Annotated in this window: 8 protein-coding genes; 6 read left to right on the plus strand and 2 right to left on the minus strand. The window is 63.5% G+C overall.

Annotated features, from left to right (window positions below; genetic code table 11):
* Positions 1 to 12 precede the first annotated feature (12 nt).
* Positions 13 to 891: a DUF58 domain-containing protein gene (locus Pan216_RS10835; protein WP_145258012.1), complete on the minus strand. Its 879-nt coding sequence runs from the start codon at positions 889 to 891 to the stop codon at positions 13 to 15.
* A 39-nt stretch (positions 892 to 930) separates the two neighbouring features.
* On the minus strand, positions 931 to 1,935 hold the full coding sequence (locus Pan216_RS10840) for an AAA family ATPase (RefSeq protein ID WP_145258013.1): 1,005 nt from the start codon (positions 1,933 to 1,935) through the stop codon (positions 931 to 933).
* A 405-nt stretch (positions 1,936 to 2,340) separates the two neighbouring features.
* On the opposite strand from Pan216_RS10840, the gene Pan216_RS10845 reads away from it, so the two are divergent.
* The 6 genes from Pan216_RS10845 (at position 2,341) to Pan216_RS10870 (ending at position 21,292) form a co-directional block, all read left to right on the plus strand.
* Positions 2,341 to 13,551 (plus strand): DUF1583 domain-containing protein, encoded by an 11,211-nt coding sequence (locus tag Pan216_RS10845; RefSeq protein ID WP_145258014.1) that lies wholly within the window; start codon positions 2,341 to 2,343, stop codon positions 13,549 to 13,551.
* Between the two features lie 99 nt (positions 13,552 to 13,650).
* Complete coding sequence (locus Pan216_RS10850) at positions 13,651 to 14,979, plus strand: SWIM zinc finger family protein (RefSeq protein WP_145258015.1); 1,329 nt, start codon at positions 13,651 to 13,653, stop codon at positions 14,977 to 14,979.
* A 23-nt stretch (positions 14,980 to 15,002) separates the two neighbouring features.
* Positions 15,003 to 16,679 carry a DUF5691 domain-containing protein gene (locus tag Pan216_RS10855; RefSeq protein ID WP_145258016.1) on the plus strand — a complete coding sequence of 559 codons (1,677 nt, stop codon included), beginning with the start codon at positions 15,003 to 15,005 and terminating at the stop codon, positions 16,677 to 16,679.
* A gap of 2 nt (positions 16,680 to 16,681) precedes the next feature.
* Complete coding sequence (locus tag Pan216_RS10860; protein ID WP_145258017.1) at positions 16,682 to 17,809, plus strand: ATP-binding protein; 1,128 nt, start codon at positions 16,682 to 16,684, stop codon at positions 17,807 to 17,809.
* 1 nt (position 17,810) lies between these two features.
* On the plus strand, positions 17,811 to 20,135 hold the full coding sequence (locus Pan216_RS10865) for a DUF5682 family protein (RefSeq protein ID WP_145258018.1): 2,325 nt from the start codon (positions 17,811 to 17,813) through the stop codon (positions 20,133 to 20,135).
* Positions 20,132 to 21,292: a VWA domain-containing protein gene (locus Pan216_RS10870; RefSeq protein ID WP_145258019.1), complete on the plus strand. Its 1,161-nt coding sequence runs from the start codon at positions 20,132 to 20,134 to the stop codon at positions 21,290 to 21,292. Before Pan216_RS10865 ends, Pan216_RS10870 begins: the two co-directional genes overlap by 4 nt.
* Positions 21,293 to 21,437 lie beyond the last annotated feature (145 nt).

The raw sequence follows: 21,437 nt of genomic DNA on the forward strand, positions 1-21,437 counted from the left end.
ACGATGACTGTTTCAACGGACCGCTCCCTGGGCACGCATCATGCGAAGGATCAAGTCGTCGAAGGGGACGTCGGCGGTCGAACGCGTGTGCCCGATGCCGTAACGGTGACTGTAGTCGTCGACGCCCTTCTGAAAGTCCTCGAAGAGCTGGCGATAGTGGCGCAGATTGGCTTCCGTCACCGTGACCTTGCGAACCGAGCCATTCTCGATGTCTTCCAATTCGACGTCGCCCAACATCGTCGGGTTCGCCTCGGTGTGATCGTGAAGCTGAAGCAGATGCGGTTCGTAGCCGTGGTGTCGTAGCAGGTCGATGCCGCCGGCGTAGCCCTTGGGATCGAAGAGATCGCTGATGACGATCGCGAGACCACGCCGCTGGGAGCGATGGACGAATGAGCGAACGACGCCGCGCAGGTCGGTGTCGCGACCCCGAAGCTCAAGCCCTTCGAGAAAGGCCATCAAGGTCAGGATCCGGGCCTTGCCCCTCGCCAGCGGGAAGTCGTCGACGATCGTGTCGGCGAAGACCGTCAGCGCGATCCGGTCGAGGTCCGCCAGCGCGATGTAGGCGAGGGCCGCGGCGAGTCGTCGGGCGAGATCGAACTTCGGGGGATTTCCGAATCCCATGCTCTTCGACGCGTCGAGCAGGAGGTAGACGTGGAGATCCTCCTCTTGCTGGAAACGCTTCAGGAGCAACTCGTCGTGCCGGGCGAAGACGTTCCAGTCGAGGTGACGAAAGTCGTCGCCCGGTGCGTAGTCGCGATGGTCGGAGAACTCGATGCCGCCCCCGTGCTGCATCGTCCGACGTTGCGCGAGGAGCTGGCCACGAAACGTCCGTCGCGAGACGAGCGAGAGGTACTCGAGTTTCCGCAGGAAGTCCGAACCGAAGAGTGCCACGGTCGATTCACTCCTTTGCGTGCCAAGCTTCGGGCCACGCTACACCGCCGCCGGCGCCGAGAGAGATTGGATGACATCCTCGACGACGTCGTCGACATTGATACTCTCGGCTTGACCCTCGAAATTGAGAATGAGCCGATGGCGAAGGATCGGTTTGGCCATCTCGTCGAGATCCTCTCGCGCGACGTGATAGCGGTGATCGAGAATGGCGCGGATCTTGGCGGAGAGAATCAGCGACTGCGCGCCGCGCGGACTGGAACCGTAGCGAACGAAGCGCTTGACGAGCGGGGAGGCGAGTTCGTGCTCCGGGTGCGTCGCCAGGACGATGTTCACCCCGTGCCGACGGATCTCCTGGGCGATTGGAATCTCCCGCGAGACGTGACGCATGCGGAGGATCTCCTCGCCCTGCAGGACCGCCTCGGCCTTGGTTTCGGTGACCTCCGTGGTTCGGTCGAGGATCTCCTCGATCTCGTCGGCGCTTGGGAATTCCACGATCAACTTGGCGAGGAAACGATCGAGCTGGGCCTCGGGAAGGGGATAGGTTCCTTCCATCTCCAGTGGGTTCTGGGTCGCCATGACGAAGAAGGGTTCCGGCAAGCGGTAGGTCTGACCCGCGATGGTGACCGAGTGCTCTTGCATCGCTTCGAGCAGCGCGGACTGAGTCTTGGGGGTCGCTCGATTGATTTCATCGGCGAGAAGGACGTTGGCGAAGATCGGCCCTTTCTGAAACTCGAAACGACGCTGACCCTCGGGCGTTTCCAGAACGACGTTGGTGCCGATGAGATCGGCGGGCATCAAGTCGGGCGTGAATTGGATGCGTTGAAACTGGAGGTGCAGGGCATCGGCGAGCGTCCGAACCAGGAGGGTCTTGCCAAGTCCCGGAACCCCCTCGAGCAGCACGTGTCCACCGGCGATCAGTGCCAGCAACGTCCCCTCGACGATCTCCTCCTGTCCGACGATCACCTTGGCGACCTCGGAGCGGAGCGTCTCGAATTCGCGCCGAAACTTGTCGAGGTGTCCCTTGGTTTCCTCGGCTTCGTCCATGGACTGCCCCTCCTCGGGAACGCGGGATTGTTGTCTCGATGGCGAAAGGCTGACAGCGATGGGAACTCCGCGATGCTGGCGATCATTCCGGGCCGCGTTCGGCGAACGATCCAGCGCTCCGATGTTCCGATTGAGGGACGAAGTGTGTGGATAACGACCTCGCTCCCGCATCCTCCGACTGAAGATTAGACTCCGCTGCTGGCGACTTGCTACACCAAAGATGCCAAGCTTGGGGCGGGTCGTCCAGGACTAGCCGAAGATTTTCTCCTCCGGACTTTTTTCTGGCGGCCTTGCATCGAATTGTGCAGATTGCCAGAAGTGGTGTCCCATCACCAAGCCTTTCCGGCGAACTTGTTCGATATAGCCGTTCGAGTCTCGTCACCCCCGAAGAGGAGTTGTCTCGTCATGGCAAGACGAATGGTGTTTGGCTGGTTGCTGCTCGGGGTGGTCGGGCTATCGACGTCCCTTCGCGCCGAGGAGGAACCGACGGCGGAGCAAGTGCGGCAGCATCGTATCGCGGAACGCTTCGAGCAACTCCTCGAGAGGAACCCCCGCCGTGGCGCCGCGCTCGATCGACTCTACGACCACCACGTCGATCAAGGAACCCTCGACCAGTTCGTCGAGGGCTATCGGCAACGCGTCGCGAGTGATCCGGCCGACGGGACGGGATGGATGCTGCTCGGTTTGATCGAGACGCGGCGGGGCGACGACGCCGGTGCGATCAAAGCCTACCGGCAGGCTCGCGACCTTCTTCCCGACAACGCGCTGGCCCCTTATTACCTCGGGCAGATGCTGGTGCTGACCGGTCAGGGGGATCTCGCCGCCAAGGCGTTCGAGGAGTCGATCGACCGAAAGCCGAAACGCCCCGACATGGTCGATGTCTTTCAAGCTCTCGGACGAGTTCATCAGCGGGCGCACCGCCACGAGCAGGCGCTTGAGGTGTGGAATCGCTTGGAAGAACGTTTTCCCGGGGACCGACGGGTTCAAGAGCGGATCGCCACGATCTTGTCGGAGGAAGGCGAGCACGAGGGAGCGCTGCAGCGCTACGAGAAGCTCGTTGAGCAGACCGACGACCGCTATCAGAAGATGACGTTCGCGATCCAAGCCGCCGACTTGACGCTGCGTCTCGGAAAGCGCGACGAAGCGCTCACGCGATTCGAGAAGCTGCTCGGCGACCTCAATCCGAAGAGCTGGGTTTACCGCGATGTTCGGCGACGCATCGATCAGGCCTTCCTGCGCAACGATGACTTGGATGGCCTGACTCGCTACTACGCCGAATGGATCGAGGACCATCCCGATGACATTGACGCGATGGTTCGTCTCGCGAAAACGCTGGCGAACCTCGGGCGCGTTGCCGAGTCCCGCGACTGGTTCGCCAAGGCGGTGGAGAAAGCCCCTTCCGATACACGCCTGCGACGCTCGCTGATCGACCAACTCCTCCACGAGAAGAAGATCAAGGAGGCGCTGGCCCACTTCGAAGCGCTCAACGAGATCGAGCCGAACGATCCCGACCTTCTGCGCGAGTGGGGAGGCATCATCCTTGATGACGAGTCGCGTTCCAAGAGGGAGCGTGAAGCCGCCGTGGCCAAGCTTTGGCACGGACTCGTCGAGGCTCGCCCCGACGATGCGGTCATCTCGGCCCAGGTCGCGGATCTCTTCCGACAGGCGAAGATGCGCGGGGACGCCGTCAAGCTTTACCGACGGGCGATCGAGTTGGCTCCCGCGGCGCCGCAGTATCGAGAGTACCTCGGCGAGTACCTTCATTCGCTCGATCGACGAGAGGAGGCCCGAACGACTTGGGCTGGGATGGCGGAGGGAGCGAATCGGTCGCCGGAGAACCTCGTGAGATTTGCCGAGGTCCTCGACGGTTTCGGCTACGAGGAAGAGGCGCTGGTTCCGCTGGCCGAGGCGATCGAGGAGGAAGGGGATCACTTCCCGTATCGGCTGCAATACGCTCGCTTGCTCGCCGACGCGAAGGCCTTCGACAAGGCTCTCGCGCAGATCGACGTCGCGGAGCGACTTGCCGAGTCCGATGAGGAGATGGAGGAGTGCCTGCGAGCGCGCATCGGGACTCTCGAGGCGAATGGGAAACTTGCCGCGGCGACGTCCGACCTTGCCGAACGCCTTCGAGCCGAGGAGAATCCGAGCGCGGATCAGTGGATGTCGCTGGCTCGGTACCATTTGGCGAGTCGACAATCGGCCGAAGCGCTCGCGGCCATTCGAAAGGCGATCGCGCGCGATGATGCCTCGGTCCGCGTCTGGTTGACCGCGACGGAGATCTTCCGGTTGACGGGCGATCTTCAGGAGGCTTCCGAGGCGCTGCGCCATCTTTCGACGATCGATCGGCGGTTTCGAACCGATCATCTCACCCAACTCGCCGAGGTCGAGTTGGAACTGGGGAGACGCGACCAAGCTCTCCAGGCCGGACGCGACTTGCTCGCGGCCGCCCCCGGTAGTCCCGAGCACTACCAGACGTTCGCCCAGATCTGTTTCCGCCTCGGTGAGCAGGAGAGCGGACTCGACGCGCTCCGCCGCGCGGTGCGGTCGAATCCCTCCGACCCTCAGTCGCTGATGACGTTGGCCTCCACGTTGGCGGAGCAGTTCCGAACCGAGGAAGCGGTCTCGCTCTATTGGCGAGCGTTCGCGATGACGGACGACCTCGACGGCAAACTCTCGATCGTGAGTCAGTTGGCCGAACTCTATCTGCGGACCAACGACCTCGACCGACTCCTCACGCGACTCGATCGCTACGGCCGTGACCGCCGAGCCGATCGCGAAGCGGTCCTTTGCAAGGCTCAGGTTCATCTCACCGCCGGCGACTATGGCAGCGCCCGAGCTCAGCTCGAAGGACTTGTTGGGGACGATTCGCGCGACACCGTCCTGCTTGGACAACTGGTGATGATCGCCGAGAAGGAAGGGGATCTCGAGTCGGCCGCCAGGTTCCAGAAGCAGATCAACGAAGTCGCCCCGAGCGAGGAGAGTCAGCAGCGACTCGCGAGGTTCTACGTCGCCCTCGGCAAGCTCGACGACGCCAAGGTGATCTGGAAGCGGCTCGGGACGGGCGATCGCCTGCGGACGTTGCGAACCATCGACCGACTCCTCTTCACCGGCAAGCGCACGGCGGCCCGCGAACTTGTCGACGGTCTGCTCGCGAGCGACGAGGAGGACTGGGAAGCTCTCTATCGTTCGGCCTACCTGTGCCGACTCGAGAAGGAGGACGACAAGCTCGTCGACGATTGCGAACAGATCCTCGCGCTGGGCCTCGACGACGATGAGTCGAGCATCCTAGTGAAGGGACTTCGGAGAGCGTCGCGGGTTGGGGCCTCCTTTCGCCACCAGAGGACGGTCACTCCACTGCTCCTACGCTGGCAAGCGGCGTACAAGGCGGCCAGGGTGTCGGGCCTCGTGACGCAGAACATCTCGTCGCGCAGCCAATCCATTTGGTCGCCGACCGACTTCGGGCAGGCCCGCATGGTCGCGATCGCGTTCCTCGACGCCGCCGCCAAACGACACGATGCCCATGCTGACTTTGACAAGGAGTGGAAGAAGAGAGCGGAGGCGGAACCTCCCAACTATCGAGCCCGCTGGGACTGGTACTATCTGCAACTGGCGCGAAGGACGGGGCAGAGAACCTACACGGCCGCGAAACTCCTTCGCGACTCCGGTGAATTGGACGCGGAGTTCGCTTACGTCTTCGCCCTGCGAGGGCGCCTGCGAACGCAACGCCGCGCGGGCGACGCGGGCGATCAGGCGCAACCGGCGCCCGACGCCCTCCCCAAGGACGAACTCGACGCGATCGTCGCGTACACCGATCGAATCCTCGCACGTCACGATACGGGACAGTATGGACCTCACACGGTCTCCATCGTGCTCGGAGAACTGAGACTCGCCAACCGCGGCGACGAGGCCAAGCGCCTTCATCAGCGAGCGGTCGCTCGTGCCAAGACGCCGGCTGAGATTCATCAGTACTTGAACTTCGCCGCCCAGAGTTATGACGTGGAGCTGACGCTTGAACTGCTTGACAAACTCGCGAATCTTCCCCGGCGAACGTCGGGGAGCATTCATCAAGCGATTCAGGCTCCGACGATCGTGTTGTTGCTCGTTCACCTGGCGCAGAAAGTCGAACGCCACGACGAACTCCTCACCGTGGTCGACGCGGTGTTGGCAGCGACCCATCGGCTGATCGCCAACCATCGTTCGTCGCGACACTCCGGGCTGAACGCTTCTCGGCCGGTCGCGCTCAGCATGCCGAGAAAGACGGGGCAAACACAGATCGCGATCAAGTACCCGAAGACGAATGAACTCTTCGACGCCACCGCGATCATGGTACTGCGCGCCGCGTACGAACTCTTCAAGTCGGCCGAGCGTCTCGATGACTTCGAGGTTCACTTCACTCAGCGAGCCGAACAGTCCAAATCCGACGTCGATCGGCTCTACGCCCGTCTCGCTCTCGGCTACTTCCATTGGTGGAACGAGGATCGGGACGAGGCGATCGCCGAGATCGAAGCTGCGTCGGAACTACCGGGCGGAGAAGTCTTCAAGATCGAAGTCGCCGAACTCTACGCGAACCTCGGGGATCAGGAGCGGGCACTCGAGGTGCTCGACGCCATTGATGCGACGGACCAGTCGACGGTCAAACGACGCGAACAACTCGCGCTGAAGCTCGCCATCCGCGTCGGCGACATCGAGCGAGCACGCAAGGCCGCCGAAAGGCTCTTCGGCATCCGCCTCGACCATCCCTCGCAATTGCAACTGGCCAACCAGATGAAGCAGCTCTCGATGCACGAGATGGCCGACGCGGTCCTGGCGCGGGTCCGGAGTCGTGCCGGGAGGCAGTCGGGCGTGCTCATGAACTTGATGACCGAGTACGAGAAGCAGGGAAAGAAGGAGGTCGCCCTGGAGATCGCCCATCAGCTCTTGCGCAACGCGTCATCGCGGCGGGCGCCTGCCAGTGGCAACAATCAGGATGATGCGGCCGGCCAGGCCGCGCTCCAAGTGATCAAGCGATCGGGCAAGCTTGAGGAGCTGATCAAGCAGAGCGAGGAACAACTCGAGCGGACGCCGGGCTCCGAGGTCCTCAGCCAACGGTTGGCGACTTACTACGTCGCCGCGGGACGCAACGAGGACTCGCTGGCGATGCTGAAGAAGCTCGGCAAGCTTCGGCCCCACGACACTTCGCTCCTCGTCAAGACGGCTCAGAGTCTCGCCAAAGCCGGACACGATAAGGCCGCTCTCAAGCACTACCTCGATGCGTTCAAACTCGAACCCCGCCTGCTTCAACAACACGTCAACGCGGTGAACAACTTGCTGCGGCGCTCGAAGGACTACGAGCCCTACGTCGAGCTCCTCGAGTCGATCGACCTCAATCAGGGGGGGACACATCCCTACTATTTCGCGCAAACGATCCAGATCATGGCGGCCGACCCGAAGCACCACGAGCTTGGCGTTCGGCTCTTTCGCCGGCTCTGGGACGTCTTCCCGGATCAACGTCACTATTTGGTCAACAGCTTGTCGAACCTGAAGAATTGGTGGAAGAACGAGGAACTCTACGAACTCCTGGTCGCCAGCACGCTGCCCAACGATGACCAAGCGAAAAGCAACCCCTGGTTCAGCGTCGACCAAATCTATTCGTGGAGCAGCGACGGCATCGTCACCGGCAACGTCAAGACACTGCTCGATGCCTCGCGCGAGGAAAAGGTTCGTCAACGGCTTCACCAACGGATCGAGAAGCAGCTCGAGAAGACTCCCGGTTGGAAAGGGGGACGGGCGCTGCTCGCTCTGCTCGCCCTCCAAACGCGGGAGACCGAGAAGGCAACGTCGATCTTGGAGGAGCTCTTCGGCAAGGGATTCGACGGGGTTCCCAGCTATGCCCGCTGGGTCATCGCCCAAGAACTCGGCGAGGCGGAAGCGATGCAGCCCTGGGCTCTCAAGCTCTACGAGGGGAGTTTCGATGACGAGTCGCGACACGTCTCGTTCGGCCACAGTCCCGCCAAGCGCCTGGTGGCCCTCTATCGCAAACGGGGAGATCAAGAGAAGGCTCGTGACTATCTCGTTCGCGAAGCCGCCAAGGGGATGCCGAACAACTACGACCAACGCTACGCGGCGTACGAGAATATCCAGAACCGGTTGGCGATCGCCCACGAGTTGCTCGAACTCAAGGAACCGGGGGACGCGCTTCGCGTCTATACCGGACTGAAGAACGATCGCGAGAGCCTCGAGACCGCCAACAGCTTCCGCCAACACGAACCCGACTATTTCGGCAAGCAGGTTCGGGAGGGTGTCGACCGATCGCTTTCCCAGCTCGACGCGAACGTGTCGGTCGATCCGCTCCGCATCGTTCCCGCGGACGTTCCCGCCGATGCCACTAGCGCGATCGACGATCTTCTCTTCGTTCACCCTCGGGAGATCAGTTCGGCTCGCGTTCGCGGGTTGTTTGAACTCTCGCTCACCGGAGCGCTCGAACGCGGGACCGATCTCGAGGTCCTTCGGAATCGTTTGGAGAAACTCCGCCAAGCGAGGAAGGACGACTTGTCGGTCGCGGTCGCCGAGTCGATGTTCTTGCTGGCCGTGAACGATGCCGCGGGGGCGGAGCGGTCGATCGATCGCTTGGTCGCGATCCTCGAGAAGCAACCTCTCGCCAAGCCGAAGAAGGGACGTTCGCCGACGTCGAGCATGCGGGCGCGGGCCCTGCGGCAGTTGCCCGTCTGGCTCGTCGCGCGCAACGCGTTGTTCGTTCCCTCGCTCAAGGACCGTGCGAAGCCGCTGGTCGAGCGTTCGCTGGAAGCCGCGCGGATGCAGGCCGAGCCGATCTGGGAACTCGCGATCCTCAACGAGTTGGCCCTCGCCGAACTGGCGAAGCGTGATACCGACGCCGCGCGACCTCACGTCGAGAGGATGCTCGAGCGCATCCTACCGAACCGGAACGCGGCTCATGGTGACGAGCGACGGCCGTCGATCGTGACCCAGGAGCAGTTCGAGCAAGCGATGCAGGCGGCGCGTCTCGCCCAACAGATCGGCATGGAGGACATCTCCCTCGACTTCGTCGAACAAACACTGCATGGCGGCAATCCCGTGAAACTGGTCACGGGCAACCCGAATGTTCGAGCCACGACTCAAGCCATGGTCGCCAATGCCTCGCGGGCCCAAACATCGTTGAGTGTGGTCCGAACCGTTGGTCAGCTCGATCTAGGGTGGCGTGAAGCCGACATCGATCCCGCTCGCGTCTACGAGGTCCTCGCTGGCGTCGTCTTTCCCAAGTCGAGCAAGGGGGAGGTTCTGCTCTATCGCGATGGCGCCACCGACAATCAGCGTCCCGATAGCATCGGCCAGATGCTCTGCTGGTGGGCGGTCCGCTCCGACAACGTCAAGGACTTGCGCCAACGGATCGAGGCTCGAGAGGGGGAACCGGGAGCGACCCTTCCCGCGGCAATCCTGAAGGTCCAGCTCGGACTCGCCGCCAGTGACGACACGTTGACCCGCGAAGGACTGCTAGCGCTACAGAAGCATCTCGAAGAAAACCGCTACCAGTCGGCGATCAGTGCGTGCCTTGGGATCCTTCCCGCGTTGGAGGATTCCGCGAACGGCGAGTTGGCCGAAGAGATCGTCCGCAAGGCGTTTGGAGAGATTCGCCGCCAGTCAAAACGGAACGAGTTCCCTGCCGCCGCGCTCCAGGACGCGCTAGTGAAGAGCTTCACTCGTCGTGGAGACTATCAAGCCGCCCTGGAGATGCTTCACACGACCAAGGGAACCAAGGGCGTCATCCAGACGCTCCTCGGGATGGCGGCGGGGAACGTGACCCTTCCCATCTCACCACACGCTGGTGTGCTCCACGCGCTGACCGGCGACGTGACCAAGGCGCTCGATCAGATGGAGGGGATCGCCAAACAACCCCACCACGCCGATCTGTTCATTGGCACCCTTGATCCCATCGCGAAGATCCTTCAAACGAAGCTCCGCGCGATGCCCGCGACCGAACGCTACGACGTCCTCCGGCGCTGGGCGTTGCCGATGCCCCCCCATCGCGAGATCCGGTCGATCGCGCGATTCCTCGATGAGGAGGAGCCTCCCGCGTCCTTCACTCTGCGTAGCGACACCAAGGAGCGGCAAGCACCGAAGCAGAGTGCCGAGGCCGCCGGTGAGCCCGGTTCACGGTCACCGGAGACCTTCTTCAGTACCACGCTGCACCTGATCGACGCCGCCGAGGAGGCCGGCAAGCTTGACGAGCTGATCGCACGCTTGGAAGGGCTCGTTGAGCGGAAGGTTCCTCAAGCGGCCGACGTCCTGCTGATGGCGAAGCTCTCCGCGGCCGACGATCGCGATGTCATTCCGCCCGTGGACAACCGCCTCGCCGATGTGGAAGCGTTGGGGCTGTCCTCGAAGAAGATGAATGAGCGGAGGTTCTGGAACGAGTACCTTCTCGCGCGGGCATTGATGCGGCGACCCGATCTGGAGAAGCAGACGGCACGGCTTCAGAATTGGCTTCGTCGTTGGGCCACCCAGCGTCAATGGTTGTTCGCGCGGACGCGGGTTGACCGAGATTTCGCCATTCGGAAGGCAAGGACACAGAACGCCGGTCATCAGTCGCTAGGAGAGATCGGGCCCTTTCTGTGGCTCCCCGGATGCGAACGTCAACGCGGCGAGCACGCGACCGGCCTCGACCGGCCCTGGTGGGTCGTGCACGAGGACGTCATCACGCACCTTGCCGGCCCGGGCCGCGACACGCTCAGCTTTCGCTATCCCCTGGAAGGAAGCTTCACGTTCGAGGTCGAGGCCTACCAGGAATTTCTAACGCAAGCCAACGTCGGCTACGGCGAGTTGATCTCCAACATTCCCGCGTTCAGCTCAATGCGGTCCATCTACCGTCGGTCCGAACACGGGGGACGGCGCGAGACCACCATGATCTCGCCGATGCGCGTTCCCAGCTCATCGTCGGGTCACTTCAATCGTCACCGCCTGGAAGTGAGTCCCGAGGCCATCCGTCACTTCATCAACGGCCAACTCGTCGACGAGGAGGGCGATCCGAGTACGACCTCGCCGTGGATTTCGCTCGTTGTCGATGCGGGTAGAAAGACGGTCTTCCGATTTCCCCGTCTCGAAGGGAACCCGAGCATCCCGAAGTCCGTTCGTCTCATCGATGGCGATCGCATGGAGGGGTGGGTTGCCGACACCTACGGCGAGAAAATTCCGGTCCACCACGGCGGACGTGCCTCGGCGAACCACGCTTCCTACACGCCCCCGACCGTCTTGGACGAACCAACCGACTGGTCGGCCAGGGAAGGGGTGCTTGAGGGGCCACGGGTGGCTCGTCGCAATGACACGATGCCGCTACCGAGTCGGATCTACTACCATCGACCGCTCGCGGACAAGGAGTCGATCGAGTACGAGTTCTTCTATCGACCGGACGTATTGGTCGTTCATCCCGCTCTCGATCGCTTGACCTTCCTCCTCGAGCCCGATGGCGTTCGTCTGCACTGGATGACGGCCAAGGATGAATTCGCCGGTGCACTGCCTCCCGCCAATGCCATCGAAGTTCCCGAGGGATCAACCTCTTCCGGGGCGTTGCCGCTCAAGGTCGACGATTGGAATCGGGTGAAGCTGACGCTCGAAGGGGAGACGGCGGTGCTTACGCTCAACGGGAAGGAGATCCTGCGGTATCGACTCGAACCGGGCAACGATCGTCTCTTCAGTTTTTTCCACTACAAGGACCGCGGGACGGCGCGAGTTCGCGACGTCGTCCTGCGTGGGGACTGGCCAGCGTCCCTCTCGAAAGAGGTGATGGCGCGGATGACGTCGCCGATCGCTCCCCTCGACGCGAAGGAAGCCGCCTTGAGGCACGACCTGACCGGGGAGGAAGTGATCAACCGCGAGCCCTTCGGCATCCACCGTCGGGCGACGGCTTTGCCGCCGGAGGAACGCTACGAACGACTTCTTCGCTGGGTCTTGCCGTCGAGGGATCACGACACCGTTCGCGTCGGAGTCGACTGGGCTCCCGACCCTGTCCTGCCCAACGAGCCGGCGGCGGGCGCGTTGATCTCGCCGGCGGTTCTCCTGATCGAGACGGCACGCGACCTCGGACGATTGGAGGAGTTGGCCACCGCGATTGACCATGTCAAGGGGGAGACGCCGCTCGATGCACGTGGTCGCCGAGCCCTCCAAACGCTTGTGGCCGCCGCTCGTGGAGAGACCGCCAAGGCGCACGAACTCCTCAAGGAGGTCAGGGCGGACCTCGAGACGATTGCGAAGGAGGCTCCTGCTCGAGCACGGTGGCCGGAGGTCGTCGTCGCCGTTGAGCTCTTGGACAAACCGGGCTTCGAATCCTCATCCGCGGCGCTGCTCGACGTCATGCTCACGAGGCAGATCGGTAAGGGGCATCGCTTTGGTCCGGAACTGGAGAGTCGGGTTCGTTCCTGGGCCGCCCAGGCATACCTCGCGTCGCTCGTTCGTCAGGACAAGGCGCGCCTGCTCGCCGATGATCCGTTCTGGCACCCGGTCTCGCGGCAGCGTGCCGAGAGGCGCGGCCTTGGGTTTCCCACCGGGGTTTGGTCCCTCAAGGGGGAGTCGATCGAAGTCGCGGGAGGGACGACGAAGGACCTCGCCTATTTCGCCGTTCCGCTGGAAGGAACGTTCGACGTCACGATGACGCTGTCACGTGATCACTACTCGATGGCGCTCCTGTACGACGACTATTGGTTCGGCGTCCATCACGATGGCAAAGTTGTCTACCACGGAGCGGCTGGCTCCGATCTCAAGACGACGAAGCTCGCGAAGCCGCTCGAGGATCCCAAGAAGAACGTCGACGTCCGTCTTCAAGTCGCGGACGGCGTCGCTCGCTATTTCCTCCACGGCGAGAAGGTACACGAGCGCGAACTGGGCAACGTCGTCGATCCTTGGCTCGCGCTACGTCCGCCGAACGGTCGTCGGTTTGTGGCCGAGCACGTTCGCGTTTCCGGCAAGCCGACGATTCCCGCCGAGATCCGGCTCTCCGGCGGTGATCGCTGGGAGGGCTCGAACCGTTGGAACGCTACCTACTTTCGTCAAAGCATCTCCGGAAAGTATGCCTTCTGGAGTGGAAGTGGTACGGAGATTGTGGCTCCGACAAGGTCCATCAGGTTCATGCCCTACCAACAGAGTCTGCTTCGCTATCACCGCCCGCTCGCCGGGGATGGCACCATCACCTACGAGTTCCACCACGACGGCGATCGCGTTGACGTTCATCCCGCTCTTGATCGGCTCTGCTTCATGATCGATGAGGAAGGGGTGAGGCTCCATCGGCTCACGGACGGGCCCCACAATCGGTCGAGCCTCGATAGCGACAACCTCGTCGACGAGCCGGCGCATCGCCGAGGTTCGGAGGAAGTGCCGCTCCGGCGCGACGCGTGGAATGAGGTCTCGCTCACGGTGAAGGGGGATATCGTTCAGGTGTCCCTCAACGGATCGCTCGTCTACGAACGCCCGATCGAGTCGAGCAATCGTCGATTCTTTGGTTTCTTTCGCTACCCCGAGTTGCCGAAAGCGCGAATTCGCAACGTCACCTATCGTGGAAACTGGCCGAAGGAGTTGAGCGCCGATGACACGTGGTTCGAGGGTGCGGGCAAGGGCGACGTCGGGGCGAAGTAGTCAGTTCCCCTGCACGTTTCCCATGGAGAGGGTATGATCTGGCAAGACCCGCGATCGCCGGGACGGTTACCAAGGCATGATGGCCAGGGATAGGCGGCGATGATCGAGTTGACGACGGAACAAGTCGCCGCTCTCGCTCCCGATGAGAAAGCGGCCGTCGCGGGTCGCAAGCTCGGGTCGGGCAAGACGTGGCGCCATCAAGGGACGAGCGATCAAGCCCTCTGGGGCGAGTGCCAAGGCAGCGCCGTCTACCAGACGAAGATCGACCTCTCCGACCTCGCTTACAACTGCACCTGTCCGAGCCGCAAACTCCCTTGCAAGCACGTGCTCGGGTTGCTCTTCTGGGCGGCGACATCGCCAAGCGACTTTCCGAACGCCCAGCCACCCGACTGGGTGACGACGTGGCTCGAGAAGCGCGAAGCGACCTCCAAACGCCGCGAGGAAAAGAAAGCCGCCCGCGACAAACCCGTCGATGCCGAAGCGCAAGCCAAACGTTTCGCCAAACGGCACCGCGCGGTGCTGGATGGTCTCGAGCGGCTCGATCTCTGGCTCAAGGACACCGTTCGCGGCGGGATCGCCGGTCTGGAAACGAAGCCTCCTTCCTACTGGGAATCGCAGGCCAAGCGGCTCGTCGACGCCCAGGCCAAAGGGCTTGCCGGCCGCGTCCGCCGCATGGGGGAGATCCCGGGGACGGGCGTCGATTGGCCCCAGCGCCTCCTTGCCGCGATGGGACGGCTCGCGCTCCTAACGCATGCCTATCGCCGCCTCGATGAACTCGAAGAGAAACTTCAGGCCGACATCCGTCAACTCGTCGGCTGGACGGTCAGTCAGGACGAACTCGACCGGGTCGGCGAATCGATCGGTGATCGTTGGGCCGTCGTGTCGCACACCGAGGAAGAGGAGGAACGGCTCCGGGTTCGCCGCAATTGGCTCGTGGGGCGTTCGAGCGGTCGGCATGCTCTGGTCATTCAGTTCGCGGTCGCCAGTCAGCCCTTCGGCCAGGCGCTACTCGCTGGCACTTGGTTCGACGGCGTTGTGGTTTTCTATCCAGGGGCGGAACCGCAACGGGCCATGCTCAAGGAACGACGGGGAGAGCTTTCCCGGTTTGATTCGGCGTTGCCGGGGCACGCGTCGGTGGACGGTTTCCTCCTCGCGGTCGCCGAGTCGTTGGCGCGTCAGCCTTGGTTGGGCCGGCATCTGGCCATTCTTCGGAACGTCGTCATCGTCCCTCGCGACGAGGAGCCTTGGCTGGTCGTTGACGAATGCCGGTCGGGGCTTCCGCTTGCGCGCGGCGAACACTGGCAACTCCTCGCGGGCAGCGGCGGTCATCCGGTCGAGCTGATCGCCGAGTGGGATACGGCGCAGCTCTGGCCACTCGGCTACATGGCGGATGGAACGTTTCGCTCGCTTGGCACCACGCAGCGGTAGGACGGTGGAGGGGATTCGCGTTCATGGACGAACTTCTCAAGTCGGCGTTGCTTGGCACCGCGAAGCATCCGCCACCACCTTCGCTTTCTTCCATTCTCGAGTCGGTCGAGTTGCCCGCCGATCACGATGTCGAGGGGCGATTCCTGTTGCATGCGGGCACGTTGGCGACCTATCAGGCCGCGGGCAAAGCGGCGCTCGCCGATCTCGATGTCCCCGAAGGGGCTCCGCCGGAGCGGTGTCCCGTCTGCAATGATCGCGCTGGGCGGATTTTGGACGAGTTTCTTTCGCGGTCGGTTTCCGACAGGGATCTCCTCCTCGAGGCGTTCACCTTGCTCGGGGAGCGAGAACTCGTGCTTCCGCCCGAACTTCTCCCGTCGATGCTGCGCGTGCGCGATCGGGAGCTACGTCGACAGTTGGCGCTCGTCGGGGGCGAGCGGGGGCGTTGGCTGGCGGCGAAGAACCCCGACTGGGCCTGGCTTCTGAATGAGTCGACGGCGCGTGCGAGCGAGGATGCCGACGACGAGGAGACCAAACGGCTCTGGGACGAAGGGAGTCCCGCGGCTCGGCGGACATTGCTCGCGCGAGTGCGTCGAAACGATCCGGCGAAAGCCCGTACGTGGCTCGAGGAGGGAATCGCGAAGGAGAAGGCCGATCAGCGCGTCGCGTTGCTCGAGGTGCTGCACGTAGGTCTCTCCGACGAGGACCTGCCATTTCTCCAATCGTTGGCCAACGATCGTAGCAGCAACGTGCGGGCGAAGCTGCTGAGCCTTCTCGTTCGTTTGCCCAGCTCGGAACTCTCCCAGCGGATGCGGCAGCGAGCGACGGAGATTATCTCCTTCGAGCCAGCGCCGAAGAAGGGAATGGTCGCCGGGGCACTCGGCAAGCTCGCGGGACGAGGTGCCCCCAAGGGCCGCTTGGGCATCGATCTTCCCGAGAAGATTCCGAAGGAATGGTTCACCGAGGGAATGAGCAACCATCCCCCCACCGGCGTCGGCGTCCGAGCGTTCGCGTTGACCCAACTCCTCTCACTCGTCCCGCCCACCGTTTGGTCGGAGCGACTCGGCGCGAGCGCCGAGGAGTTGCTCTTGGCGGCGGGGGAGACCGAGTACTCGTTCGATCTCGTTCACGGTTGGGCCCAGGCGGCGATCTCGTTTCGCGAACCCTCGTGGTTGGAGGCCTGCTGGAACATGCTGCTCTTCCGCGATCATGGGCGACCACCGACCCCGCACGAGTTGCGAACGACCGGCGAGCTACTCGGCGGATTGCTCGAGGCGATGCCCACCGAGTCCGTCGAGTCCAAGGCGCGGGCCCTGATCGGCGATCCGCGCTTGGTTCCCCTTGCCGAGAAGGCGCTTAAGCACCTCCCGACCCCTTGGTCGGAGAGCCTGGCGAAGGCCGTCCTGGGCGCGGGGAGGGAGCATGCCGCGACCATGTCACCGGTCAAGCTCGAGCGCGGGGGAGGAGCGGTCGAGGAGACCTGGCCGAGTCTGTTGGTGCTTGCCGCCCATCGGGTGCCGGCCTCGTGCTTCGACGAGGTGCTTCGGCGTTGGCAACTTCCGAACGCCGACCACTACCGCCTTCGCATATTGGGACGAGCGATCGACCAGTTGACCGAGATTGTTCGGCTACGCAAGGGATTCCACGAGGCGATCGCCGACCGATCGTCGACCGACAACGAAACGAACGGGAGCAAGGAGTAGGAATGGCCGCCAAGCAGAAGACCACCAAGGAGGCGTCACCCGCCGAGGGCGACGTCGCCGTCTTGCGGCGCCACGCCGAGGAGGAGTTCGCCGAGGAACTCGCGGTGCTCGAAGAGGTCGACGATCGGCCCAAACCGCCGAACTGGCGACTCTCTCCTTGGGCGGTGAAGCTCTACCTCGTTGGAGGAAAACTCGACAACGGGGTCGAGATCAGCGCCAAGTATGTCGGTAACGATCGCCTGATGGAGATCGCGGTCGCCACCTTGGCCACGGACCGCGCCCTTCTGCTCTACGGTCTTCCCGGCACGGCCAAGTCGTGGGTCAGCGAGCATCTCACCGCGGCGATCTCGGGCGATTCGACCCTCCTGATCCAAGGGACCGCCGGCACCGACGAGAGCGCCATTCGCTACGGCTGGAACTACGCCCGGCTGCTCGCCGAGGGACCGAGCCCCGACGCGATGGTCTCCAGTCCGATGATGCGGGCGATGCGCACCGGCAAGCTCGCTCGCGTCGAGGAGATGACGCGGATGCCCAGCGATGTCCAGGATACGCTGATCACGATCCTCTCGGAGAAGACGCTCCCCGTTCCGGAGCTCGACACCGAAGTGCAAGCTCGCAAGGGTTTCAACGTCATCGCGACCGCCAACAACCGAGACAAAGGGGTGAACGAACTCTCCAGCGCGTTGATGCGACGCTTCAACACCGTCGTTCTTCCGGTTCCCGACAGCTTTGACGACGAGGTGTCGATCGTCGAACAGCGCGTCGGCCAACTCGGCCGGGCGCTCGAACTCCCCGCGGAGAAGCCGGCCCTCGAAGAACTCAAGCGGGTCGTGACGATCTTCCGCGAGCTACGCGAGGGTGTGACGATCGATGGCAGGACCAAAGTCAAGTCTCCCAGCGGGACCCTCTCGACGGCCGAGGCGATTTCGGTGGTGGGCAACGGCTTGTCGATGGCCGCCTACTACGGCGACGGCGTGTTGCGAGCCGGGGACTTGGCGGCGAGCCTCTCGGGAGCGATCGTCAAGGACCCCGTGCAGGATCAGATCGTCTGGTTGGAGTATCTTCAGACGGTCGCCAAGGAACGCGACGGTTGGAAGGACCTCTACCGCGCATGCCGCGAGGTCATTTGAGATGGCGGTCGAAGTCTTCGGCATCCGCCACCATGGGCCGGGTTGTGCCCGCAGCTTGGTCATGGCGCTGCGACAGATGCGGCCCGACATCGTCCTGGTCGAAGGCCCACCCGACGCCGACGACATCATCGAGTTCGTCGGACGGGAGAAGCTCAAGCCGCCGGTCGCGATCCTGGTCTATCCTCCCGATGAACCGAAGCGGGCGGTCTTCTATCCCTTCGCACTCTTCTCGCCGGAGTGGCAGGCGCTCCAGTACGCTCGTGCGGCCGGAGTTCCCAGTCGGTTCATCGATCTGCCGCTGCGGCAACGCTTCGCGATGGATCGCGCCGCGAAGGAGATGTCGGCCGAGCGCGAAAACGACGGGGAGACGGACGAGGAACACGACGCCGAGAGGGGACTCGAGGACGAGTCCTTTCCCCTCGACGAGGATCCGCTCGGGGCGCTCGCGCTGGCGGCGGGTTATCAAGACCGCGAGCTTTGGTGGGAACATCAGATCGAGCAGCGGATCGATCCGACGGGACTCTTTCAGGGCATCATGGAGGCGATGACCGAACTGCGCCAGGGAAAGGCCAAGGAGCCCGGCTCGGCGAGGCACCACGACGAGGCCGAACGCGAAGCCTCGATGCGCCAAGGGATTCGCAAGGCCATCAAGGAGGGCTTCGAGCGCATCGCGGTCGTTTGCGGCGCCTGGCACGCGCCCGCGCTCGTCGGCAAGCAGACGGCGACTGCCGACGCGAGAGTGCTGAAGGGCCTCCCGCGAACCAAGGTGGCGACGACGTGGGTGCCGTGGACGCATTCGCGGCTCTCCTACCGGAGCGGCTACGGAGCGGGGATTCGCTCGCCGGGCTGGTACGAGCATCTGTGGAACTCCGCCGAAGGGGCTCCCGTGCGCTGGGTTACGCGGGCGGCTCGTCTGTTGCGCGACGACGACCTCGATGCGTCCAGCGCGAGCGTGATCGAGACCGTGCGGCTTGCCGAGGCGATGGCGGCCCTCCGCGAGTTGCCGATGCCGGGACTGGAGGAACTAACCGAGTCGGTTCAAGCAGTCCTTTGCCAAGGAGAGCCGTCGCCGCTCGCGCTGATTCGAGACCGACTCGAGATTGGCGACCGCATCGGCGACGTGCCCGACGACACGCCGATGGTGCCGATTCAGAAGGACCTCGAAACGCTGAGCAAGCGGCTGCGGCTCAAGGCCACCTCCGAGATCAAGACCCTCGATCTTGACCTGCGCAAGGAGAACGACCGAGCCCGAAGTCTCCTCTTTCACCGACTCGACTTGATCGGGGTTCCGTGGGCGACCAAGGAGCGGGTGCGCGGCAAGAGTGGAACCTTCCACGAGATCTGGCAACTCCAGTGGCAAGTCGAGTTCGTCGTCCAGCTCATCGACGCCAGCGTGTGGGGAAACACGATCGAGGAGGCGAGCGCCGCTCGGGTCTCGCACGACGCTCTCAAGTCCGAGGACCTTCCGACGCTTTCCGAACTGCTCGACGGCGCGGTGCTCGCGGAGTTGCCCGACGCGATCGAGACGATCCTGTCGCGACTACAAGCGATCGCCGCGGTCTCGGCCGACGTGCGTCATCTCATGGAGTCACTAGCTCCGCTGGCGAACTTGCTCCGCTACGGCGATGTCAGGCAAACGCCCACCCAACAGATTCGTCCCATCATCGAAGGCTTCTTCGAACGGATCGTGGTCGGTCTGGTTCCCGCCTGCTCATCGCTCGATGACGAAGCCGCCAGCCAAATGTGCAGGAGCATCGGCTCGGTCCACGAGAGCTTGCATCTTCTCGACGTCGAGGGCTTTCAGCAAGAGTGGGAGGAGACGCTCTTCGCCCTGACCGACGACGAGACGATTCACGGTCTCGTGCGCGGCTGGACCTGCCGGTTACTTTTGGAACGACGGGCGATCAGCGACGAGGAACTCTGCCGACGCGCCCGCCTCGCGCTCTCGAGGGCGGTGCCGCCGCACCAGTCGGCGACGTGGCTTGAGGGACTCTTGACCGGAAGCGGGCAAGTGCTGCTCCACGAGGATGGACTCTGGCTCGCGCTGGACGAGTGGCTCGCGGGACTTAGCGGCGATGTCTTCACGGAACTCGTCCCGTTGCTGCGCCGTGCCTTCGCGGGATTCCAGGGGCCCGAACGCCGGGCAATGGGCGAGAAGGTCAAGAGTCTCGAGCATCGGCGGGGAACAGCAGCGAGAGGCAGGCCGAGGGCCGTCGAGGGAATTGCCGTCGACCACGAACGTGCCCGGCTTGTGTTGCCGGTGCTCGCTCACCTTCTCGGCGTCGACATCAATCACCCATCGAGCGAGGAGGGAAGTGATCGATGAGCGCGAGCGAAGAGACGCGACTGGAACGCTGGCGACTCATTCTCGGGCAGGATGCCGAGCAAAGCTGTGGCGGTCTGCAAGGGGAGGTTCTCGAGATGGACCGCGTCCTGCAATCGCTCTACGGAGCGGAGGGGCGCGGGGCGGGATTGGGGGGCTCGGCGCCGAAGGTGAATCGATGGCTCGGGGACATTCGGAAGTTCTTCCCGAAGTCAGTCGTGCGGGTGATGCAACAGGACGCGTTCGATCGGCTTGGGCTCGCGGAGATGCTGTTGCAACCCGAATTGCTCGAGTCGGTCGAGCCCGATGTTCACTTGGTCGCGACGTTGCTGTCGCTGGGCAAAGTCATCCCTCAGAAGACGAAGGAGACCGCGCGCGCGGTCGTTCGTAGCGTCGTCCGCCAAGTCGAATCCCGCTTGAAGAACTCGCTGATTCAAGCGGTGCGTGGGAGCCTGAACCGCTCGGCACGTACCAGCCGACCGCGTCCCAACGAGATCGACTGGGATCGGACCATCCGCAAGAACCTGAAGAACTACCTCCCGGAGAAACGCACGATCATCGCCGAGCAACTGGTCGGTTGGGGGCGCAAACGCAGCTCACTTCGAGACATCATTCTTTGCGTCGACCAGAGTGGCTCGATGGCGACATCGGTCGTCTATTCGGGGATCTTCGGCGCGGTGCTCGCGTCCATTCGCGCCGTTCGAACGCGGATGGTCGTCTTCGACACCGAAGTCGCCGACCTCACCGACGAGATGGACGATCCGGTCGATCTTCTCTTCGGCGCCCAGCTTGGTGGCGGCACCGACATTAACCGGGCCGTCGCTTACTGCCAGCAACATGTCACCCGGCCGTCCAAGACCATCATGGTTTTGATCACGGATCTCTACGAGGGGGGAGACGAGCGGCAGATGCTGAGCCGGATCGCCGCCCTCGTCGCGTCGGGCGTGAACGTGATCTGCCTTTTGGCCCTTAGCGACGACGGGACCCCGATGTTCGATGAAGGCAACGCCCACCAGTTGGCGGAGCTTGGGGTTCCGTCGTTTGGTTGCACGCCGGACCAGTTTCCCGAGCTGATCGCGACGGCCATCAGCCGGCAGGACATCGGTCAGTGGGCAGCCCGCAACAACGTTGTCCTCGCGGGGGGAAATATTGATTCGTAGCGACGGGCCCCGGGTGCCGAATGGGGGGCGGTTGACGGGAGCGCGAACGTCCCTAGAACGCCGGGGCGGCGGTCGCCCGAGGGCGGGCCGCAAGCGCTTCATCCGCACGCGCCGGCGATCGAGTCGCCCGTCTTCTCTCGAGATT

The sequence above is a fragment of the Kolteria novifilia genome (assembly GCA_007748055.1).
Taxonomy (GTDB): Bacteria; Planctomycetota; Planctomycetia; order Kolteriales; family Kolteriaceae; genus Kolteria; species Kolteria novifilia.